Below are 18288 nucleotides of genomic sequence, written 5' to 3'. Positions count from 1 at the left end.
GCGACTGTAGCGTCTCCACGGGAGAGCCACTGCCGTCGTCGAGAGCCGGACCCCCGAGAGGGGGCGGTTGGCGAGCGTGTCACCGTTCAGATGACGCGGGTCTGTTTACTGTTGCCTCAACTACCGTAGTTTGAACTACGATAGTTTAGACTACGCTATCTGCACATTTTATGTGCTGGTGCGTCGAAGGCGGAGGTATGCCCGCGTTCGTCAACTGAGAACAGGAACTCGACAGACTCCACGAGTTATACGAGAGTGGGTCCGCGGAGTTGAGCGTCGTCTACGGACGTCGGCGGATGGGGAAGACAGCGCTCGTCGTCAAATCCATCGAAGACCGTGACGACGCGGTGTACCATCAGGCTGCACACGGGACGACGGACCAACAACTCGACTCCTTCATCGCTGATGCCACAACGGTGTTCCCGGGAGTCAATCGAATTCGGCGGGACTGGGAGAACGTTCTTACGTACCTCGCTGAGCAGGACGCGGTCGTCATCCTCGACGAGTTCCCGTATCTCGTTGACGAAAACGAAGCGCTCCCCTCCCTCATCCAGCGAATCTGGGACCACGAAGTCGCTGATACGGCTGCGACCTTCGTGTTGACTGGCTCGGCGATCGGGATGATACACAAGATCGCACTCGACGGGAGTTCACCGCTGTACGGGCGGATATCGAAACGGCCGAACGGGAAACTCGAAATCGGTCCGCTCCCGTTCGCGGCCGCGATGGAGTTCTTCCCGAACTACGCGCCAGCCGAACAGGTGATCGCATACGGAGTGTTCGGGGGGACACCGGAGTACCTCCGAGCTGTGGACGATACGCAGTCACTCCAAGGCAACATCACGGAGACCTTGCTGCTCCGGGATGGCGGCCTCCACGAGGAGCCCGAGGACGTCCTGTACCGGGAACTGGACGAGGTCGACCGGTATTTCGCCGTCCTGAAAGCGATGGCGGAGGGGAACCACAAGCGAAACGAGATCATCCAGGCGGCGGGCATCAACGCCAACAGCGCGAGTTACTACCTCTCCCGCCTGCGGGAACTCCAGATAATCGAGCAGGAGTACCCAGTAACCGTTGACCCGTCCCGGAGTCGAAACAGCCGGTATCGAATCAGGGACCAACTGTTCGCGTTCTGGTTCCGCTTCGTGCACGGCCGTTCGTCTCGGTACGAAGTGTTCGGAGCGGACGCGTACGACGAACTGGTCGAACCGCATCTTCCGGACTTCGTCAGTTCGTCGTTCGAACGACTCTGCCAGCGGGCAGTTCTCTACGAGTACGGGGACGCGTACACGTTCACGGAATCCCCAGGTCGGTGGTGGGACACCGACGGCCGTGAAATCGATATCGTGGCCCCGACGAACGGCGACACGCTACTGGTCGGGGAAGCGAAGTTCCAGCAACAACCGACGGGGTACGACGTTCTCGCTCAGCTCGAACGGGAGGCACCCGAAATCGCGTGGTCGCCAGCTGACAGCGACGTGAACTACGAGTACGTACTGTTCAGCCGAAGCGGGTTCGCATCCTCAGTGGAGGAAGCGGCCGAGGAGCGGGACGATTTCGGTCTGTTCACAGTTGACGATGTCGTTGAGAACCTGTCCGAATAGCTGTTCCCAAGAATCGCTTCCCTTCGTGTGCAGCGAGGGGCAAAGGGGAACGAGCGAGAACACGATCGCAGCGTCGTCTGAGGGATGTGGCTGAACGGAAATCATCGATACGAGTACGGGAGAAAGCGCGGGGCCGCACACCTACTGACAGTACGACCCGCGTGCTATCAGTACGACTATTTTGCAGCCACGTTGTCAGAACGAAAGCGGAAAACGCGAATCTGTTCTGAACGCAGTTAGCGCTGCAAGAGAAAACGGTTAGTAGAGAGCAAGTTCAGGCCGGAAACGGCTGGTCTGAACTGTCGCTACCCCTCGAAGGGGCCGCGTCTGTTTAACGAGCGTTGAACGCTGTTGTTTAGATGACGCGGTTCTGCAGGTAGTCGAGGTGCTTCGCGTTGTAGACGATCTTCACCTCGTCGGCGGCGGGACTACCGATGCAGGTCAGGCGGACGTTCTTGTCCTCGACCTCCTCGTCGCTGAGGATCTGCTGCATGTCCATGTCGATGTCGCCCTCGAGGACGATGGACGCGCAGTTCGCACAGGCACCGGCGCGACACGAGAAGGGCCAGTCGTAGCCCTGCGCCTCGGCGGCTTCGAGGATGTACTCGCCTTCGTTGACATCGAGGGAGCCGTGGTCCTCGTCGTCGAGGTCGAGGTCCCCGGCCTCCGCGAAGATGTCGTCGTCGTACATGTCCCAGCCGTTGTCGTCCACTACTTCGTAGTTAAGGTACTCTACCGTGGGCATCACCTGCCGGGTTCGACCGCTGCCTTGTTAGACTTTGCCCTTCAGACGCAGACTGTGTAAGATTGTGAGGGACAGGCGCACCTAGAAAACGGGCAGGAAGCGGAACACGAGGTATGCGGCGACCGTCGCTATCGAGGGGACGATGTTCTGGAGGAAGATGACCCGAGCCGTCGTCGCCGGCTCGAACAGGTCCGACGCCCGCGGGATGTCGTCGCCGGACTCCTCACCGATGGGGTCGGTGTCCGTCTCGGAGGGTGTCCCCTTCTGCCCGCCGACGGTGGGGGCGTCGGGCGCGTCGGCGGCCAGCGCGCCGACGGACACGTCGGGGGCCTCGCCCTGTACCGTCTCGGCAAGCCGCGTCGTCCGGGTCGCCCGGCCCCAGCCCAGACCGACGATGCTCATCGTGGCGATGATGACGAAGCTCGCGGGGATGCCGAGCGCCGAGAGGGCGGTGACGATGGTCGAGGCGACCGTGGCGACGACGATGGCCGCGACCAGCGGGAGGTCCGTGAGGTCGTTGCCGACGGTGTCCATCGTCCGGCGGGCGATGGTGAAGGCCCCGAGGCCGATGGCGGCCCCGCCCAGCAGGATGGCCGGGTAGAGGTCCAGCGACCCGTTGCCCACCAGCGGCGCGACGGCGTTGGCGACGTTGCTCGCCCCCGCCGAGAAGGCCATGTAACAGCCGATGCCGACGACGACGGCGGTGCCGACGAACTCCCGGGGCGTGGTGTTTTCTCCCAGCGAGACACGGGGGAGCGCCCCGGAGCGGTCCACGTCGAGCAGGTCGCCCTCGCTCTGTGAGACGGCGAAGCCCTCGACCAGCGCCGGGTAGAAGTACCGGCCGACGACGCCGCTGACCCAGAAGGCCACGACCGGCGAGACGAGCCACCACGAGACGATTTCCAGCATCAGCCCCTCGTTGAGCGTCTGCCGGGCCAGTCCGAGACCGGCGATGGCCCCCACGGCCGTCATCGAGGTGGAGGCGGGCACGCCGGCGACGTTCGAGAGGAACAGCGCGGTCCCGATGAAAAAGAGGACGACGATGCTGATGAGAGGCGAGAAGTCGGTCCCCACGAGGTCGCTGCCCAGACTCTGGACGACCGCCGGCCCGACGAGCAGGCCGCCGGCCAGTGCGAAGACGGTCATCAGCGCCGCCGCCCAGAACTTCGTGAGCGTGTTCGACCCGACCGCCGGACCGAAGGCGACGCCCGTCGAGGACCCCCCGATGTTGAACCCGACGAAGACGGCCACCAGAATCCCGAGTGCGAAGAGAACCTCGACCATACACTCATCAGAGCGGGCGGTCGGTAAAGGCTGCCGTTAGCAGTTGTTGTGAATACGGCGATTCTGTTCACGGGACCTTAGCATCTGTCTGATAAATACAGACCTCCTTTTTCCCGGTCGGGTTTCCTCGCTCGCTCCGCTCGCTGTGGGAACCCTCCCGGCAAAAACGTGGGTGAAAAAGGCCGACGGCTCGGCCTCCCGCCTCGCCGTCGGTGAACCGCACTCGCTCCGCTCGCGCGGATGCTGGTGGTCAATACGCAGACGCACTGCGCAGCCGTTTCAGAGACTGACCGAATAAGAAACTGTATTCATGACGACTGTTAGAGGACGTACTGGAAGACGAGGTACGAGGCCGCCGCCGAGATGGAGGGGGTAAGAATCCACAGCATCACCACGCGGCCGGTCGCGGCGGGGTTGAACAGGTCGGCGGCGGTGGTCTCGGGTTGTGCCTCGCCGATACCGGCCACCTCCGGGGCCGGGGCACCGGCGTCGGCGGCCTCGACGGCGGCCTCGTGGTCGGCCGCGAGCGCGTCCACGGAGAGCCCACCGCCGTCGGCGGTGTCGGCGCTGGGCGTCGCCCCGGTGACGGCCGCGCCGGCGGCGTCGGCGAGCGTCGTCGTCCGCGTCGCCCGCCCCCACCCCAGTCCGACGACGCACATCGTCGCCGACACCGCGAGGCTGGCGGGGATGCCGGCCCACGACAGCAGGCTGATGATGGTCGCGCTCACGAGTTCGACGATGAGCGCCGCCAGAATGGGGAGTTCGGTGAGGTCGTTGCCGACCGTGTCCAAGGTCCGGCGGGCGATGGTGAACGCGCCGGCCCCGATGGCGACGCCGGCCAGCGCCACCCCGGGGTAGAGGTCGAGCGCACCGCTGCCCACCAGCGGCGCGACGGCGTTGGCGGCGTTGCTCGCCCCCGCCGAGAAGGCCATGTAACAGCCGATGACGACGACGAGCACCCGTCCGACCCGCTCGCGGCGGGTGGTACCGGGACCCTCGGTCTCGAAGACGATGCGGGCCGCCAGATGCGGGTACAGGTAGCGGCCGACGACCGCCGACAGCCAGAACGCGACGATGGGGGCGACGAGCCACCACGAGATGATGCGCCCCATCACCGTCCAGTCGATGGTGCCGCTGGCGACGCCCAGCCCCGCTATCGCGCCCACGGCCGTCATCGACGTCGAGGCCGGCACGCCGAAGAGGTTCGACACCAACAGGGCCAACCCCACGAAGAAGAGGACGGTGACGCTCGCGGCGAGCGTGAACTGGCTGCTGGGGACGATGCGCCCGCCCATCGTCTCGATGACCTCGGTCCCGACCGTCGCGCCGCCGACGAGCGCGAAGACGGTCATCAGCGCCGCCGCGGCCACTTTCCCGATGGTGTCGCTCCCGACGGCGGGGCCGAAGGCGACGCCCGTCGAGGACCCCCCGATGTTGAACCCGACGAACACCGCGACGCCGAGTCCGAGGACGAAGAGCAGTTCGACCATACCGAGAGGACTCCCGTTGCCGGCTAAAACGTGGCGACCGTCGCGTCGGCCCCGCCGGTCAGGCGTCCTCTTCCTCCCCGTCGAGTCGGGCGCGTCTCGCCGCCGTCGATTCGACCTCGCTGGCGGTCTCCTTGGCCGCCTCGACCCGCTCGGCGGCCGTCTCCGCGGTCCGCTTGGCGTCTGTGGCCGTGTCCTTGACGTCGGCGGTCTTGGCCTTCGTCTCGCTGACCTGCTCGTCGACGCCGGCGTCGGCCGAGGCCTCGACGGTCTCTGCGGTCGCCGCGACCTCGCTGGCGGCCTCGTCGACGGTCGCGGCGGCACCCTCGACCTCGTCGGCGGTGGTCTCCAGTTCCTCGGCGGTCGTCTCCAACCGCTCGGCGGCGACCTCCAGTTCGGCGGCGGTGTCAGCCACGTCGGCGTTGGTCGCTTCGAGGACGTTCGCGACCACCAGAAACTGGAGCAGGCCGACGACGACGAACGCGGTGACGGCGACGCTCGCCGCGGTCGTCAGCGTCGACGTGGCGGCGGCGTCGAGCGGGAGGACACCGGTGGTGGCCAGCGCCCACGCCACGGCGAGTACCGCGGCGGCGACGACGACCGCGCGGACGAAGATCCCGTACTGGCGGCGGTACCGGCCGAACATGAGAGTTTCGAGGGAGCGGACCAGCGACGAGCGAGACCTGTCACCACTGGACATACAGCGTGGTTGTCACTACGCGGGCTTAAGCCCCACCCCGCGGCTGACCGACACGCTTTCGGCCGGCCGTCGCCCAGCCACCGGTATGTTCCCCGAGTTCGAGGTCGTCCCCGCGGTCGACATGCAGGACGGGCAGGTCGTACAGTTGGTGGGCGGCGAGCGCGGCACGGGTAAGACCTACGGCGACCCCGTCGAGGCGGCCCGCAAGTGGGTCGACGCCGGCGCGGAGACGCTACACCTCGTCGACCTCGACGGCGCGTTCGAGGGCGAACGGGCCAACGCCGACGCCATCGACGCCGTCCGCTCGGCGGTCGGCGACGGCGTGGGCGTCCAACTGGGCGGGGGTATCCGCACGGCCGAGGACGCCCGCGCGCTGCTGGACCGCGGCGTCGACCGGGTCATCCTCGGCACCGCCGCGGTCGAGGACCCCGACGTCGTCGCCGAGATAAGCGAGACCCACCCCGACAGCGTCCTCGTCAGCCTCGACGCGAAAGGGGGCGAGGTCGTCGTCTCGGGATGGACTGAGGGGACGGGACTGGACCCCGCCGAGGCCGCGGCCCGCTACGCCGACCTCGGGGCGGCGGGTATCCTCTTTACCGACGTGGACGTGGAGGGGCAATTAGAGGGGGTCCGGACCGACCCCGTCCGCCGCGTCGTCGACAGCGTGGACGTGCCGGTCGTCGCAAGCGGCGGCGTCGCCACCGTCGACGACGTGGTGGCGCTGCGGGCGGCCGGCGCGGCGGCCGTCGTCGTCGGCAGCGCGCTCTACGAGGGGCGGTTCACGCTGGCCGAGGCCGCCGCCGCGCTGGACGGGTGACGGGTCGTCGCAGCGCTGGACGGGTGTGGCAGTCGCCACCGCGCTACCCCTCGTACAGCCGCACCGACCGCGCGCCGAACCCCTCGTAGAACGGACGGATGCCGCCGCCGACGTTGCCCGCGGCGACGCGGCCGTTGGGCGTCTCGACGACGAGGCTGTTCTCCATCGGGAAGTCGTTGCTGGGGTCGCCGACGAGGTGCTGCCGGACGGCGACGACCGGTGCGCGCTCGTAGGTCCGGCGCTCGCCCGTCTCGACGGCTTCGAGGGTCACGTCGGCCAGCAGGTCCCGCCCGGCCGCCCGGTGCAGCGCCGCGTCCGTGACGGCCGTCCGGAGGTGGTCGTAGGACGCCGGCAGCGGCCGCGGGTCCGCGACGTGGACCGTCTCGCCCATCGGCCAGTAGTTGGCGACGGCGTTGCCGAAGAAGCCACTCGCCACCTCGCGCTGGGTGAACGACAGCGCCGACTCCTCGCCGTGACGGCCCGCGAGGACGCCGTGAGCGCCCATCACGCCCCGTCGCTCGTCGACGACGACCTGCACCGGCGGCGTGGCGTCCCACCGCCGGACCACGTCGGCCGCGGCCGCCCAGTCGGTCCCGTCGGCCTCGTCGACGGGCGCGACCAGCAGGAGGTAGACGAACACGCCCCGCTCGCGCGCGGCGGCGAGGGCGTCGCGCAGCCGGTCGGCCTCCGGGGTCGGGAGGACGAGGAACGCCTCCGCGTCGGCGTCGGCCAGCGCCCGCTCGATGCGCTTTCGCACCGTCGCCCGCGAGTGGACCACCTCGACGGCCGGCCCGTCGTCGGCCGGTGCCGCATACAGGTCCGTCATCGCCTCGCCCATCTCGTCGAGCCGCGTCGAGAGCGCGCCCAGTGCCTCCTCCGGCGGGCGCGCCCGGACGACCGCCGGACTCGCCGACTCGTCGACCGTCACCAGCCCTCGGTCGGCCAGCGACGCCGCGAGGTCGTAGACGTACCCCTGTGACACGTCGGCCGCGTTCGATACCTCCCCCGTCGTCGCCGCGCCGGCCCGCAACACGGCCAGATAGGTGTCGCGTTCCTTCTCCGAGAGCCCGAACGCTTCGAGGTGGGCCCGGAGCCGTCTCCCCGACATGAGAGAGGTTTGTACGACTATATACAAAATATTTTTCCACCGGGGCGGCGACGGTGGGGGTATGGGAGAGCGGGCGGCTCCGACCGAGCCCCGGACAGCGGAGACGGACGCCGAGGGAACCCGCCGCCGTCGGTGGACTGTAGCGGTGTTTTGCTACATCGCGCTGGTCGGGGCCGGCCTCCAGATGCGGGGCGCGGTCATTCCCGAACTCCGGACGACCTTCGGCGCGCCGGCGTGGCAACTGGGCCTCGTCTCGCCGGCCGGCACCGTCGGCTTCGTCGCGCTGGTAGCCGCCGTCGGCGCGGTCGGCGAGCGATTCGACACCCGCCGGCTCCTGCTGGTCGGCGTCGGCGGCACCGGCGTCGGGTTCGCCCTGATGGGGGCGGCCCCGACCTTTCCGTTGTACCTGACCGCGCTGGTGGGCCGCGGCGTGTTCACCGGTGTCGGCCGCGGGAGCGACCGGCCGCTGTTGAGCCACCTCTATCCCGGCCAGCGGGGCCGGCTGTTCAGCTACTACGACATGATGTGGGCCGTCGGCGCGACCCTCGGCCCGATACTGGTCGCCGGTGCCATCGCCGCCGGGAACTGGCGGTACGCCTACGCCGCCCTCGCGCTGGCGTTCGTCCCGCTGGTCGCGCTCCTCTGGCGGCTGCCCGCGCCCGACACCGACGGCGGCGACGACCCCCTCGACTTCGCCGAACTGCGCCGTCTCGTCCGACGGCCGGCCGTCGTCGCGATGGCCGTCGGCCTCTTTCTCTCGGCCGGCATCGAGGGCGGGCTGTTCACGTGGCTCACCACCTACGCCGGCGGCCGACTCCCCGACGGGCTGGCGACCGTCTCGCTGAGCGTCCTGCTGGTGGCGTACATCCCCGGCCGGTTCCTCTCTGGCTGGCTCGCCGAGCGCGTCGGCTACGTCCGTCTGGCCGTCGCCTTGGTGGCGCTCGGCCTCCCGGCGTTCGCGTTCACCTTCTTCCTCGCGAGCGGGTACTGGCTCCTCGTCGGCGTCTTCGGCGTCGGACTGTCGCTGTCGGGGCTGTACCCGACGCTGCTGGCCTACGCGACCGAGGACGTGCCCGAACACAGCGCGCCGGTCAACGCCACCGCCTCGGTCACGTCCTCGACCGGCCTCGCGCTCGTCCCCGTGGCGATGGGGTTCGTCGTCGGCGGTGCCGGCATCACCCGGGCCATGCGCCTCCTCGCGGTCCCGCTGGTCGCGCTGTTCGCCGTCGTCCTCGCCGCCCGCTTCGTCGCTGGCCCGACCCGAGACTGACCGCGCGTCCCGTCGGGCCGGTACCCGTGGCGGGACGGCGCAGCCCCCGCTGACGGGTCTGTCCCGACCGGACGCCGCCGGCCCCGGCCAAACCTGACCGAACAGGAAGCCACTTACCTCGCCTCGGCGTAGCCGCGCGTATGAGTGTACGCCAGACGACCGCCGAGGTGGTCGTCGTCGACTACGGTCTGGGGAACCTCCGCAGCGTGACCCGCGGCCTCGAACGGGCCGGCGCGGACGTGGCGCTCTCGGACGACCCCGCCGAGTTCGGGCGGGCCGACGGCATCGTCCTTCCCGGCGTCGGGGCCTTCGCCGAGGGGATGGACAACGCCGGCCCCTACCGGGAGGCCCTGCTCGAACAGGCCGACGCCGGCACGCCGCTTTTCGGCATCTGTCTCGGGATGCAGATGCTCCTGACCACCAGCGAGGAGGCCGACCACGCCGGCGAGGGCGACGCCGAAGGGTTGGACCTCGTCCCCGGCACGAACGTCCGCTTCGACGCGGACCAGACGGTGCCCCACATGGGCTGGAACGAACTCGACGTGCGCCGCGACCACCCGCTCGTCGAGGGCGTCGACGGCCAGTACGCCTACTTCGTCCACTCCTACTACGCCGTCCCCGAAGACGAGGACAGCGTCGTCGCCACCACCGACTACGGGACCGACTTCGCCTCCGTCGTCGCCAACGACCGGGGCAACGTCTTCGGGACCCAGTTCCACCCCGAGAAGTCCGGCGAGACGGGGCTGCGGATTCTGCGTAACTTCGTCGACTACTGTCTCGACCGGTAACCCCTAGAGGAAGTCCCGCACGTCCGAGTACCACATGTCGTGGTCGTCGACGGCGTCGACGGCCTCGGCGACGTGGACGGCGATGGCGTGCCAGCACAGTTGGTCGGGGTCGTCGCTGTCGAGGTTGTACTCCGCGTCGGCGCAGGTACAGCCGTCGTCCTCGACGATGTACTCGTCGTCGTAGCCGACGACGACCACGAAGTCCCGGTAGCGCTTGACCCGGCTCTCGCCGACGGCCTCGATGGCCTTCTGTCCCCGGTCGCCGTGGGCGTCGACGATACGGTCGACTGCGTCGGGGGTCAGCGTACCCGCCTCGGCGAGCATCGCCCGCCACTCGTCGACCGCGCTCACACGCCGGCTACGGACACCCCCGACTAAACAGCGTCGCCTCCCGGGTCGCCGGCGTTCGGCGGCCCGCCGTCGTCCGCGGCCGCCACCGCGTGCTTCGAACGACTTACGGGCCGCCACGCGAACCGTCGGGTATGCGCGTCAGCGAGGGGCAGGTGACCGTCGAGGTGCCCGAGCAGGCCGACGCGGGGAAAGGCGAGAACGTCTTTTTCAACCCCGTACAGGAGCTGAACCGCGACATCACCGTCGCGGCGCTACGGGCCTACCGGGAGCGCGAGCCACGGGCGGAGTCGTACCTCGACGCGACGGCGGCAAGCGGCGTCCGCGGGGTGCGGGCCGCGGCCGACGGGTGGGAGGCGACGCTGTGTGACATCGACGACGAGGCGACGGCGCTGTGTGAGCGCAACCTCGAACGCAACGGCCTCGCGGCGGCGGTCCGGCGGGCCGACGCCAACGTCGTCATGCACAGCGACGCCTTCGACGTGGTCGACGTGGACCCCTTCGGCTCGCCGATTCCGTTCGCCGACGCGGCCGTGCGGGGCACCCGCGACCTGCTCTGTGTCACGGCCACCGACACCGCGCCGCTGTGTGGCGCGCACTTCGAGAGCGGCGTCCGGACCTACGGGGCGGTCCCGCGCAACACCGAGTTCCACGCCGAGATGGGGATGCGGGTCCTGCTGTCGGCGATGGTCCGGACTGCCGCCCGCTACGACGTGGCCGCCCGGCCGATACTGAGCCACGCGACGAAACACTACGCCCGGACCTACTTGACGTTCGACCGCGGCGCGCGGGTCGCCAACGACTGTATCGACGCGCTGGGCCACGTCCACCACTGCCAGCGCTGTCTCTGGCGGAGCCACGAGCGCGGCCTCATCGCGGACCCGCCCGAGGCCTGTCCCGTCTGTGCGGAGCACCTCCAGACCGCCGGCCCGATATGGCTCGGCCGGACCTGTGACCCGGAGTTCGCCGCCGCCGTACGCGAGCGGGTCACCGACGACATGGGGACCGCCCAGAAGGCCCGCGACCTGCTCTCGACGCTCGAAGCCGAACTGGACACGCCGACCCACTACGACCAGCACCGCCTCTGCAAGCGCTGGGGCCGCGGGGCGGAGTCGATGGACGACTTCCTCGAAAAGCTCCGAGCGGCCGGCTACGAGGCCTCGCGGACCCACTACGGCGGGACGACGTTCAAGACCGACGCCGACGTCGTCGCGGCCCGCGAGGCGACCGCGGAGTGACGGCACGCGGGGCCGGCGTCGATTCCGTGGCCGGGGAGCCGTCGACGGCTCCGCGGCCGGCGACGGCCCAGCTGCCGCTCTCTCAGCGGTGGTCGGGCCGGTCCCGGCCCGCGCCGACGACGGTCCGCAGCAGGTCGTAGCCCAAAAAGTACAGCGGCCGCAGGAAGTAGTTCGCCATCCCGGCCAGCCCTAACAGGCCCCCGAGGGCCTGCACCTCGTCGGGCGACGCGCCGAGTTCGACCACGAGCGGGGCGACCGCGAGCAGGACGGCGAGCCACAGCGAGTCGAGGACGTGGTCGACATCGACGCCGGCGACGCGGCCGACCGCGCCCTCCGAGGGGCGGGTCCGATAGAGCAGTCCGGCGAGTGCGACCAGCGCGGCCACGAGCGGCAGCGAGGCTCCGACGCCCCCGACGCCGAGGCCGACCAGCAGGCCGCTGGCGACGAGCAACAGCGCCGTCACCTGCATCGTGCCACGCCGGACGGCGACTTCCGTCTCCATGTGCCCCCGGTCGGCGCGGCCGGCCATTAGCCTGTCGCCACGGCCCCGGCCGGGACGGTGAGTCGACGCCCGCTACGCGGCGGGCGACAGCCTATTCCCCCCGCCGGACGCAGTTCCCGCCGTGGACCGAGCGCGCGCTATCGCCGTCGCCCGCGAACTGGTCCGGACGGCTCGGACTGAACAGGTGTCGTTTCTGGCCGCCAGCCTCGCGTACTACATGTTCGTCTCCGTGTTGCCCCTCTCGCTGCTGGCGCTGGTCGTGGGCTCGCTCGTCGGCGGCGAGGCCTTTGCCGAGCGCGTGGTTGGGTCGGCCAGCACCGTCCTCACGCCGGCCGCCGCGGCGGTGCTGGAAGACGCTCTGACGAGCGCCGCCGGCCGGGGCGGGGCGACGGTGTTCGGCCTCGCCGTCATGCTCTGGGGGGCGCTGAAGGTGTTCCGCGGGCTCGACCTCGCGTTCTCGCGGGTGTACGGTACCGCCGGGCCCGACTCGCTGGTCGACCAACTCGTCGACGCCGCCTCGGCGCTTGCCGGCATCGGGCTGGCGCTCGCGGGACTGGGCCTCGCCGCGACGCTGGGCGCGCTGTTGGGCGTCCGCGTCGCGCTGAGCGGCGTCGTGCTCGTTCCCGTCTTGACCGTCGCCTTCCTGCCGCTGTACTGCCTCTTCCCCGACCAGCCCGTCTCGTTGCGGGCGGCCCTGCCCGGTGCCGTCTTCGCCGCCGTCGGTTGGGCGCTGCTGGGGACGGCCTTCGGGGTCTACGCGGCCGCCGCCGACAGCTACCGGCTCTACGGCGTCGTCGGCGGCGTCCTCCTGTTGGTGACGTGGTTCTATCTGGCCGGCCAACTGCTCCTGCTCGGGGCGGCGCTGAACGCGGCGCTCTCGGGCGTCCCGGACCGGCAACTACAACAGGGGCCGCGCCGACCCTCCGGGCAAGCGATGAGCGAGGACGCAGCGGAGACGCCGCCCGACGGACCGGGCGGTGAGACGACGGCGGCCGACCTGTCCGAGGAGGAACTCGAAGCGCTTCGCCAGGAGTTCGAGTCGTTCCGCGACGACGTCGAGGGGCGGACGCTCCACCGCGACGAGGTCGAGCAGGACCTCCGGCAGTACGTCCGACGCCGTCAACGCCGCGGCCACGCCCGCGGCTGGGGGCCTTACGTCGTCCTCCTGTACGGGACGCTGATGACGCTCGGGGCCTTCTACTACCTGAACGGCCCGTGGGCCGTGCTGGCGATGGTCGTCGTCTGGCTGTCGACGCTCGGGCTGTACGCGGTGATGCTCGTGACCGGGCTGACGCTCACTGTCACCGGTCTCCCCGGTCGCCTGCTGGACCGGATTCGTGACTGGCGCGGATGACCCGCGGTGTCGGTATCGGGGCGGTGCTGTCGGACCTGCCCGGCGCGGTCGTGGTCCTGTTCGCACTTCTCACGCAACTGGGCGACTTCTGGTTCACCTTCACCGCGGCGGCGCTGGCCTACTGGGTCGGTCCGCGGACCCCGCGGCTCGGCGCGGACCTGACCCGGGACCGGGCGGCCGTCGTCGTGGCCCTGCTGGCCGCGGCCGTCGCGCTCACCGTCTCGCTGAAGGCGGTGTTCGCCTTCCCGCGGCCGGCCGGCGCGGGGACGGCCGCCCACGCCGACCTCGTCCCGGCGGCGCTGCGCGGGGCGTACGTCTCGATGGCGACCGGCGACGGCTACGGCTTCCCCAGTGGTCACGCCACGACGGCGCTGCTGGTCTGGGGCGGGTTCGCGTGGGCGCTCCGGGTCGGCACCCGCCGGCACCGCGTGGCCGTCGCGGCCGCCGTCACGCTACTGGTCGGCCTCTCGCGGCTCGTCCTCGGCGTCCACTACCTCCCCGACGTACTCGCCGGGTTCGCCGTCGCCGGGGCGACGCTGTGGCTCGCGCTCGCGGGCCTGCGGACGCCCCGACGGGTGTTCGCTCTCGCCGCCGCCGTCGCGGTAGTCGGGCTGGCGGTTGCCGGCCCCTCGCGGGACGCGGCCGCGGCCGTCGGGATGAGTCTCGGGGGCGTCGTCGGGGCGACGCTCGTCCCGTCCCCGCCCGAGCCGACGCGACGCGGCGCGGCCGCGACCGTGGCGCTGGGGACGGTGACGGTCCTCGCCGCGGCGGCGGTCGCGCTCGTCGCGACCGACGACCCGCTCGTCGTGGTGGGGCTGGCCGGCGGCGGGACGGCGCTGTTGCTGGCGCTGCCGCTTCTGGGCGAGCGCGCGGCGAAAAAAGTCGGCGGGTGAGGCCTCAGAACTTCTCGAGGTAGCGGTCCAGTTCCCACTGGGAGACGTCGACGAGGTAGTCTTTGAACTCCTCGGTCTTGGCCTCGACGAACTTCTCGGAGATGTGCGGGCCGAGCGCGTCGAGGACGACCTCGTCCTCTTCGAGTTCGTCGATGGCCTCGCCGAGGTTCGTCGGCAGCGTGTCGATGCCGTACTCCTCGCGCTTCTCCTCGTCGAACTCGTAGATGTTCTCGCGGACCGGGTCGGGGCAGTCGAGGTCGTTCTCGATGCCGTCGAGGCCGGCGTGGATGAGCGCGGCGAGCGCGAGATAGGGGTTACACGAGGGGTCGGGGAAGCGGGCCTCGATGCGGCTGGCGGCCGGGATGCGCGCGGCGGGCTTGCGGATGAGCGCCGAGCGGTTCCGGTCGGACCACGCGACGTAGACCGGGGCCTCGTAGCCGGGGACGAGGCGCTTGTAGGAGTTCACGGTCGGGTTCGTGACGGCCGCGAGCGCGGGGGCGTGTTCGAGGATGCCCGCGATGAAGCTGTGGGCCGTCTCCGAGAGGTCGAACTCGTCGCTCTCGTCGTGGAACGCGTTCTCGCCGTCCTGGAACAGCGAGATGTGGGTGTGCATCCCGGAGCCGTTGATACGCGGGATGGGTTTGGGCATGAACGTCGCGTGCAGGTCGTGTTCGGCCGCGATGGCGCGGACGACCGACCGGAAGGTGGCGACGTTGTCGGCCGTCGACAGGGCGTCGTCGTACTCGAAGTTGATCTCGTGTTGGCCCTGTGCGACCTCGTGGTGGGAGGCCTCGATGTCGAAGCCCATGTCCTCCAGCCCGTAGATGATGTCACGGCGCACGTCGGAGGCGAGGTCCTTCGGCGCGAGGTCGAAGTAGCCGCCGGCGTCGTTGGTCTGGGTCGTCGCGCGGCCGTCCTCGTCCTCCTCGAAGAGGAAGAACTCCGGCTCGGGGGCCGCGTTGACGGTGTAGCCCAGTTCGTCGGCGCGGTCGAGCGCGTCCTGCAGGACGCCACGGGGGTCGCCGGCGAACGGCTCGCCCGTCGAGGTGTCGTGAACGTCACAGATGAGGCGGGCGCTGTTGCCGCCCTCGATGTCGTCGCGGCTCCGCCACGGGAGGACGGCGAACGTCGACGGGTCCGGGACGAGGCGCATGTCCGACTCCTGAATGCGGACGAAGCCGTCGATGGACGAGCCGTCGAAGTAGATGCCTTCGGTGAACGCCTTCTCGGCCTGGTCGGCCGGCACGGAGACGTTCTTGACGGTACCGAGGATGTCTGTGAACTGAAGCCGCAGGAAGTCGACGTCTTTCTCGTCTATCTCGTCGACGACTGCTTGCGCTTCGTCTGAGAGTTCGCTTGTCATCTTTGGACACCGGAGAGGAACGGCGCTACTACTAAAATCCTGCTGATTTGCGCAAAGATTCCGGACTCAGTGATGGCATTTGGACATTCGTAAAATTCTAATGGTTGGGTGGCGTGGTCGGATGTAATGACGTACGAAAATCTCGACCGCAAGTTGATAAACGCGCTTCTGGACGACGGACGCGCCAGTCTACGGAGTCTCGGCGAGGACCTCGACGTCTCCGTCACGACAGTCTCGAACCACCTCTCGGACCTCGAGGACGACGGCATCATCGACGGCTACACGCCGAAAGTCGACTACGACAAGCTCGGCTACGACGTGACAGCGGTCATCCAACTGAAGGTAGAGGGGTCCTCGCTCCCCGAGGTGACCGACGACCTCCGCGAGCACAAGCAGATGATATCCGTCTACGAGGTCACCGGCGACTACGACATCATCGCCATCGGGAAGTTCTCCGACACAGACGGGATGAACGCCCAGATAAAGGAGCTGCTGACCGACCCCGAAATCAAGGAGTCCAACACCTCGGTCGTGCTCAACGCCGCCAGCGAACACGCCCAGTTCGACCTCGACGTCGAGTAGTTCTCGCGGTCCCGTCGCCGCCGCCGCGCCGAACCGACGACTACTTGACTGACCGGTCAGTTAGTTCAGTCAATGACTGACGGCGACACCGCCGAGGACATCATGGGCGCGACCTACCGCGCGCTGTGTACCCACGGTTACGCCGACCTGACGATGCAGGACATCGCGGCCGAGTCCGAGCGGAGCAAGGCGGCGCTGCACTACCACTACGACAGCAAGCACGACCTCCTCTGTGCGTTCCTCGACTACCTCTACGAGCGGTTCACCGACCGCGTCGGCGACCCCGACGGCGACGACCCCGCCCAGCGCCTCGACGCGTTCGTCGACGCGGTGCTCGACAAACCCGGCGACGACACCGAGGCCTTCGGGACCGCGCTCCTCGAAATCCGCGCGCAGGGGCCCTATGAACCCGGCTTCCGCGAGCGGCTGACCCGCTTCGACGGCTTCCTCGTCGACGAACTGGCCGCGGTGCTGGAAGACGGCATCGAGTCGGGGCAGTTCGACCCGGCGATGGACGCCGAGGACACCGCGCGGTTCGTGGTCACCGTCCTGACCGGGGCCGCGACCGAGCGGGTCACCGTCGGGCGGTCCGTCGAGTGTACCCGCCGGATGCTCCGCGAGTACGTCGAGACGCACGTCCTCGCCGAGCCACGGGAGGTCGAGGCGTGACGCTGCGCGAGCGGGCGGCCCGGGCGGTCCGGCGCGTCGGGAGCCTGTTCAAGAGTCAGGAGGAGCTGGACCTCACCGGCGGCGACATCGGGAAGCCGCTGCTGTTCCTCTCGATGCCCATCGTCGTGACCAACCTCCTGCAGGTCGCGTACAACCTCGCCGACACCTTCTGGCTCGGGCAGTACTCCACGACGGCGCTCGCGGCCATCTCCTTTGCCTTCCCGATGATATTCCTGCTCATCTCGCTGGGGATGGGCATCTCCGTCGCGGGCAGCGTCCTCGTGGCCCAACACACCGGGGCCGACGAGGAGCGACAGGCGGAGTACGCCGCCTCCCAGACGGTCACCTTCGCCGTCATCGCCTCGCTCCTGCTGGGCGTGACCGGCTTCTTCTTCGTCGAGGACTTCCTCGCGCTGTTGGGGGCCTCCCAGCAGGTCCTGCCGGGCGCGACCGGCTACCTGCAGGTCGTCTCGCTGGGCCTGTTCGCCATGTTCGGTTTCTTCGTGTTCATCTCGCTGATGCGCGGGGCCGGCGACACCGTCACGCCGATGCTCGTGATGTTCGGCACCGTCGTCCTCAACATCGCCTTGGACCCGTTTCTCATCTTCGGCTGGGGCCCGTTCCCGGAACTGGGCATCACCGGGGCCGCCATCGCCACCATCTTCTCGCGCGCCGTGGCGCTGGTCGTCGGCCTCGCCATCATGCTCTCGGGGACGCGGGGCATCCGCGTCCGGCCCGGCGACATGCTGCCCGACCCCGAGTACCTCCGGAAACTCGTCCGGCTCGGCGTCCCGGCCTCCGTCGAGGGGACCGGCCGGGCGCTGTCGGTCAACGCCATGCTGTTCATCGTCGGCACGTTCTCCGTGACCGTCGTCGCCGCCTTCGGCGTCGGCGTCCGCGTCTTCTCGCTGGTGTTCATGCCCGCTATCGCCATGGACCGCGGCGTCGAGACGATGACCGGGCAGAACCTCGGCGCGGACCGACCCGACCGGGCGGCGACGGCCAACCACTTCGCCGCGAAGGTGTCGTTCGTCCTGCTGACGGCGCTTGGCGCGGTCACGCTCTTTGCCGCCCCCACGGTCGTCAGCGTCTTCAGCGACGACCCGGAGGTCGTCCGTATCGGCGCGGAGTTCCTCCAGTGGGTCGCCCCCACCTTCGGCTTCATCGGCATCGTCCGCGCCTACTCCGGGGGCTTTCGCGGGGCCGGCAAGACCCTGACCGCGGCGGCGCTGGCGGTGACCATGCTCGGCGTCATCCGCCTCCCGGTCGCGTGGGTCGCCTCCCGTCCGGTCGCCGTCCCGGCGTGGCTCGGTCCGACCGTCGTCGACGCCTTCGCGGCCTCGATGGCCGAGCAGGGCATCTGGCTCGCCTTCGGCGTCTCGAACGTCCTCGCGGCGGTCATCGCCGCCGTCTGGTTCCTCCGGGGGACGTGGCGCGACGCCGACCCGCGGTCCGACTCCGGCCCGACCGTCGCCGACGACTGACGACGCGGCTCGCCGTCACGGTGTCTCGGCGCGCCGACCCGCCCCGCTCGGC

Annotated in this window: 17 protein-coding genes and 1 pseudogene; 10 read left to right on the top strand and 8 right to left on the bottom strand. The window is 69.5% G+C overall.

Features of this window, described 5'->3' with window-relative positions:
- Positions 1 to 221: 221 nt before the first annotated feature.
- Positions 222 to 1604 (top strand): annotated as a pseudogene (locus ACV7JO_RS13010) (ATP-binding protein); the annotation flags it as partial.
- Positions 1605 to 1959: 355 nt separating this feature from the next.
- On the opposite strand, the gene fer reads toward ACV7JO_RS13010, so the two are convergent.
- The 4 genes from fer to ACV7JO_RS12990 all read right to left on the bottom strand — a co-directional run bounded on the left by fer (position 1960) and on the right by ACV7JO_RS12990 (position 5820).
- On the bottom strand, positions 1960 to 2349 hold the full coding sequence (fer, locus tag ACV7JO_RS13005) for a ferredoxin Fer (protein WP_470353835.1): 390 nt from the start codon (positions 2347 to 2349) through the stop codon (positions 1960 to 1962).
- 81 nt (positions 2350 to 2430) lie between these two features.
- Complete coding sequence (locus ACV7JO_RS13000) at positions 2431 to 3633, bottom strand: inorganic phosphate transporter (protein ID WP_470353834.1); 1203 nt, start codon at positions 3631 to 3633, stop codon at positions 2431 to 2433.
- 320 nt (positions 3634 to 3953) lie between these two features.
- Positions 3954 to 5123: an inorganic phosphate transporter gene (locus ACV7JO_RS12995; RefSeq protein WP_470353833.1), complete on the bottom strand. Its 1170-nt coding sequence runs from the start codon at positions 5121 to 5123 to the stop codon at positions 3954 to 3956.
- Between the two features lie 58 nt (positions 5124 to 5181).
- Positions 5182 to 5820: a hypothetical protein gene (locus tag ACV7JO_RS12990; RefSeq protein ID WP_470353832.1), complete on the bottom strand. Its 639-nt coding sequence runs from the start codon at positions 5818 to 5820 to the stop codon at positions 5182 to 5184.
- Between the two features lie 85 nt (positions 5821 to 5905).
- Between ACV7JO_RS12990 and hisA the strand changes: the two genes are divergently transcribed.
- Positions 5906 to 6637 (top strand): 1-(5-phosphoribosyl)-5-[(5-phosphoribosylamino)methylideneamino]imidazole-4-carboxamide isomerase, encoded by a 732-nt coding sequence (gene hisA / locus ACV7JO_RS12985; protein ID WP_470353831.1) that lies wholly within the window; start codon positions 5906 to 5908, stop codon positions 6635 to 6637.
- Positions 6638 to 6680: 43 nt separating this feature from the next.
- Here the strand turns inward: hisA and ACV7JO_RS12980 are convergent, their stop codons facing one another.
- A complete protein-coding gene (locus ACV7JO_RS12980; RefSeq protein WP_470353830.1) occupies positions 6681 to 7745 on the bottom strand; it encodes a TrmB family transcriptional regulator in 1065 nt (354 codons plus the stop codon).
- A 61-nt stretch (positions 7746 to 7806) separates the two neighbouring features.
- On the opposite strand from ACV7JO_RS12980, the gene ACV7JO_RS12975 reads away from it, so the two are divergent.
- Positions 7807 to 9015 carry an MFS transporter gene (locus tag ACV7JO_RS12975; protein ID WP_470353829.1) on the top strand — a complete coding sequence of 403 codons (1209 nt, stop codon included), beginning with the start codon at positions 7807 to 7809 and terminating at the stop codon, positions 9013 to 9015.
- 140 nt (positions 9016 to 9155) lie between these two features.
- Positions 9156 to 9803, top strand: a complete 648-nt coding sequence (gene hisH, locus ACV7JO_RS12970) for an imidazole glycerol phosphate synthase subunit HisH (RefSeq protein WP_470353828.1) — start codon at positions 9156 to 9158, stop codon at positions 9801 to 9803.
- A gap of 3 nt (positions 9804 to 9806) precedes the next feature.
- Here the strand turns inward: hisH and ACV7JO_RS12965 are convergent, their stop codons facing one another.
- Positions 9807 to 10154: a hypothetical protein gene (locus ACV7JO_RS12965; protein ID WP_470353827.1), complete on the bottom strand. Its 348-nt coding sequence runs from the start codon at positions 10152 to 10154 to the stop codon at positions 9807 to 9809.
- A 131-nt stretch (positions 10155 to 10285) separates the two neighbouring features.
- On the opposite strand from ACV7JO_RS12965, the gene ACV7JO_RS12960 reads away from it, so the two are divergent.
- On the top strand, positions 10286 to 11389 hold the full coding sequence (locus ACV7JO_RS12960) for a tRNA (guanine(26)-N(2))-dimethyltransferase (protein WP_470353826.1): 1104 nt from the start codon (positions 10286 to 10288) through the stop codon (positions 11387 to 11389).
- Positions 11390 to 11471: 82 nt separating this feature from the next.
- Here the strand turns inward: ACV7JO_RS12960 and ACV7JO_RS12955 are convergent, their stop codons facing one another.
- On the bottom strand, positions 11472 to 11891 hold the full coding sequence (locus ACV7JO_RS12955) for a hypothetical protein (RefSeq protein ID WP_470353825.1): 420 nt from the start codon (positions 11889 to 11891) through the stop codon (positions 11472 to 11474).
- A gap of 121 nt (positions 11892 to 12012) precedes the next feature.
- Here ACV7JO_RS12955 and ACV7JO_RS12950 point away from each other — a divergent pair, with 121 nt between their 5' ends.
- Both ACV7JO_RS12950 and ACV7JO_RS12945 read left to right on the top strand, forming a co-directional pair.
- On the top strand, positions 12013 to 13245 hold the full coding sequence (locus ACV7JO_RS12950) for a YihY/virulence factor BrkB family protein (RefSeq protein WP_470353824.1): 1233 nt from the start codon (positions 12013 to 12015) through the stop codon (positions 13243 to 13245).
- Positions 13242 to 14138 carry a phosphatase PAP2 family protein gene (locus ACV7JO_RS12945; protein ID WP_470353823.1) on the top strand — a complete coding sequence of 299 codons (897 nt, stop codon included), beginning with the start codon at positions 13242 to 13244 and terminating at the stop codon, positions 14136 to 14138. The genes ACV7JO_RS12950 and ACV7JO_RS12945 overlap by 4 nt, the downstream gene beginning before the upstream one ends.
- Positions 14139 to 14142: 4 nt before the next feature.
- On the opposite strand, the gene glnA is transcribed toward ACV7JO_RS12945, so the two are convergent.
- Positions 14143 to 15501 (bottom strand): type I glutamate--ammonia ligase, encoded by a 1359-nt coding sequence (glnA, locus tag ACV7JO_RS12940; protein WP_470353822.1) that lies wholly within the window; start codon positions 15499 to 15501, stop codon positions 14143 to 14145.
- A gap of 126 nt (positions 15502 to 15627) precedes the next feature.
- Here glnA and lrp point away from each other — a divergent pair, with 126 nt between their 5' ends.
- The 3 genes from lrp (at position 15628) to ACV7JO_RS12925 (ending at position 18236) form a co-directional block, all read left to right on the top strand.
- On the top strand, positions 15628 to 16083 hold the full coding sequence (lrp, locus tag ACV7JO_RS12935) for an HTH-type transcriptional regulator Lrp (RefSeq protein ID WP_470353821.1): 456 nt from the start codon (positions 15628 to 15630) through the stop codon (positions 16081 to 16083).
- A 72-nt stretch (positions 16084 to 16155) separates the two neighbouring features.
- Positions 16156 to 16752 (top strand): TetR/AcrR family transcriptional regulator, encoded by a 597-nt coding sequence (locus ACV7JO_RS12930; RefSeq protein ID WP_470353820.1) that lies wholly within the window; start codon positions 16156 to 16158, stop codon positions 16750 to 16752.
- The gene (locus tag ACV7JO_RS12925; protein WP_470353819.1) at positions 16749 to 18236 is read left to right on the top strand and encodes an MATE family efflux transporter; all 1488 of its coding nucleotides are present in this window, start codon (positions 16749 to 16751) and stop codon (positions 18234 to 18236) included. Before ACV7JO_RS12930 ends, ACV7JO_RS12925 begins: the two co-directional genes overlap by 4 nt.
- Positions 18237 to 18288 lie beyond the last annotated feature (52 nt).

The sequence above is a fragment of the Haloarcula sp. MBLA0138 genome (genome assembly GCF_055632455.1).
This window is presented reverse-complemented; position numbering and strand designations above follow the sequence as displayed.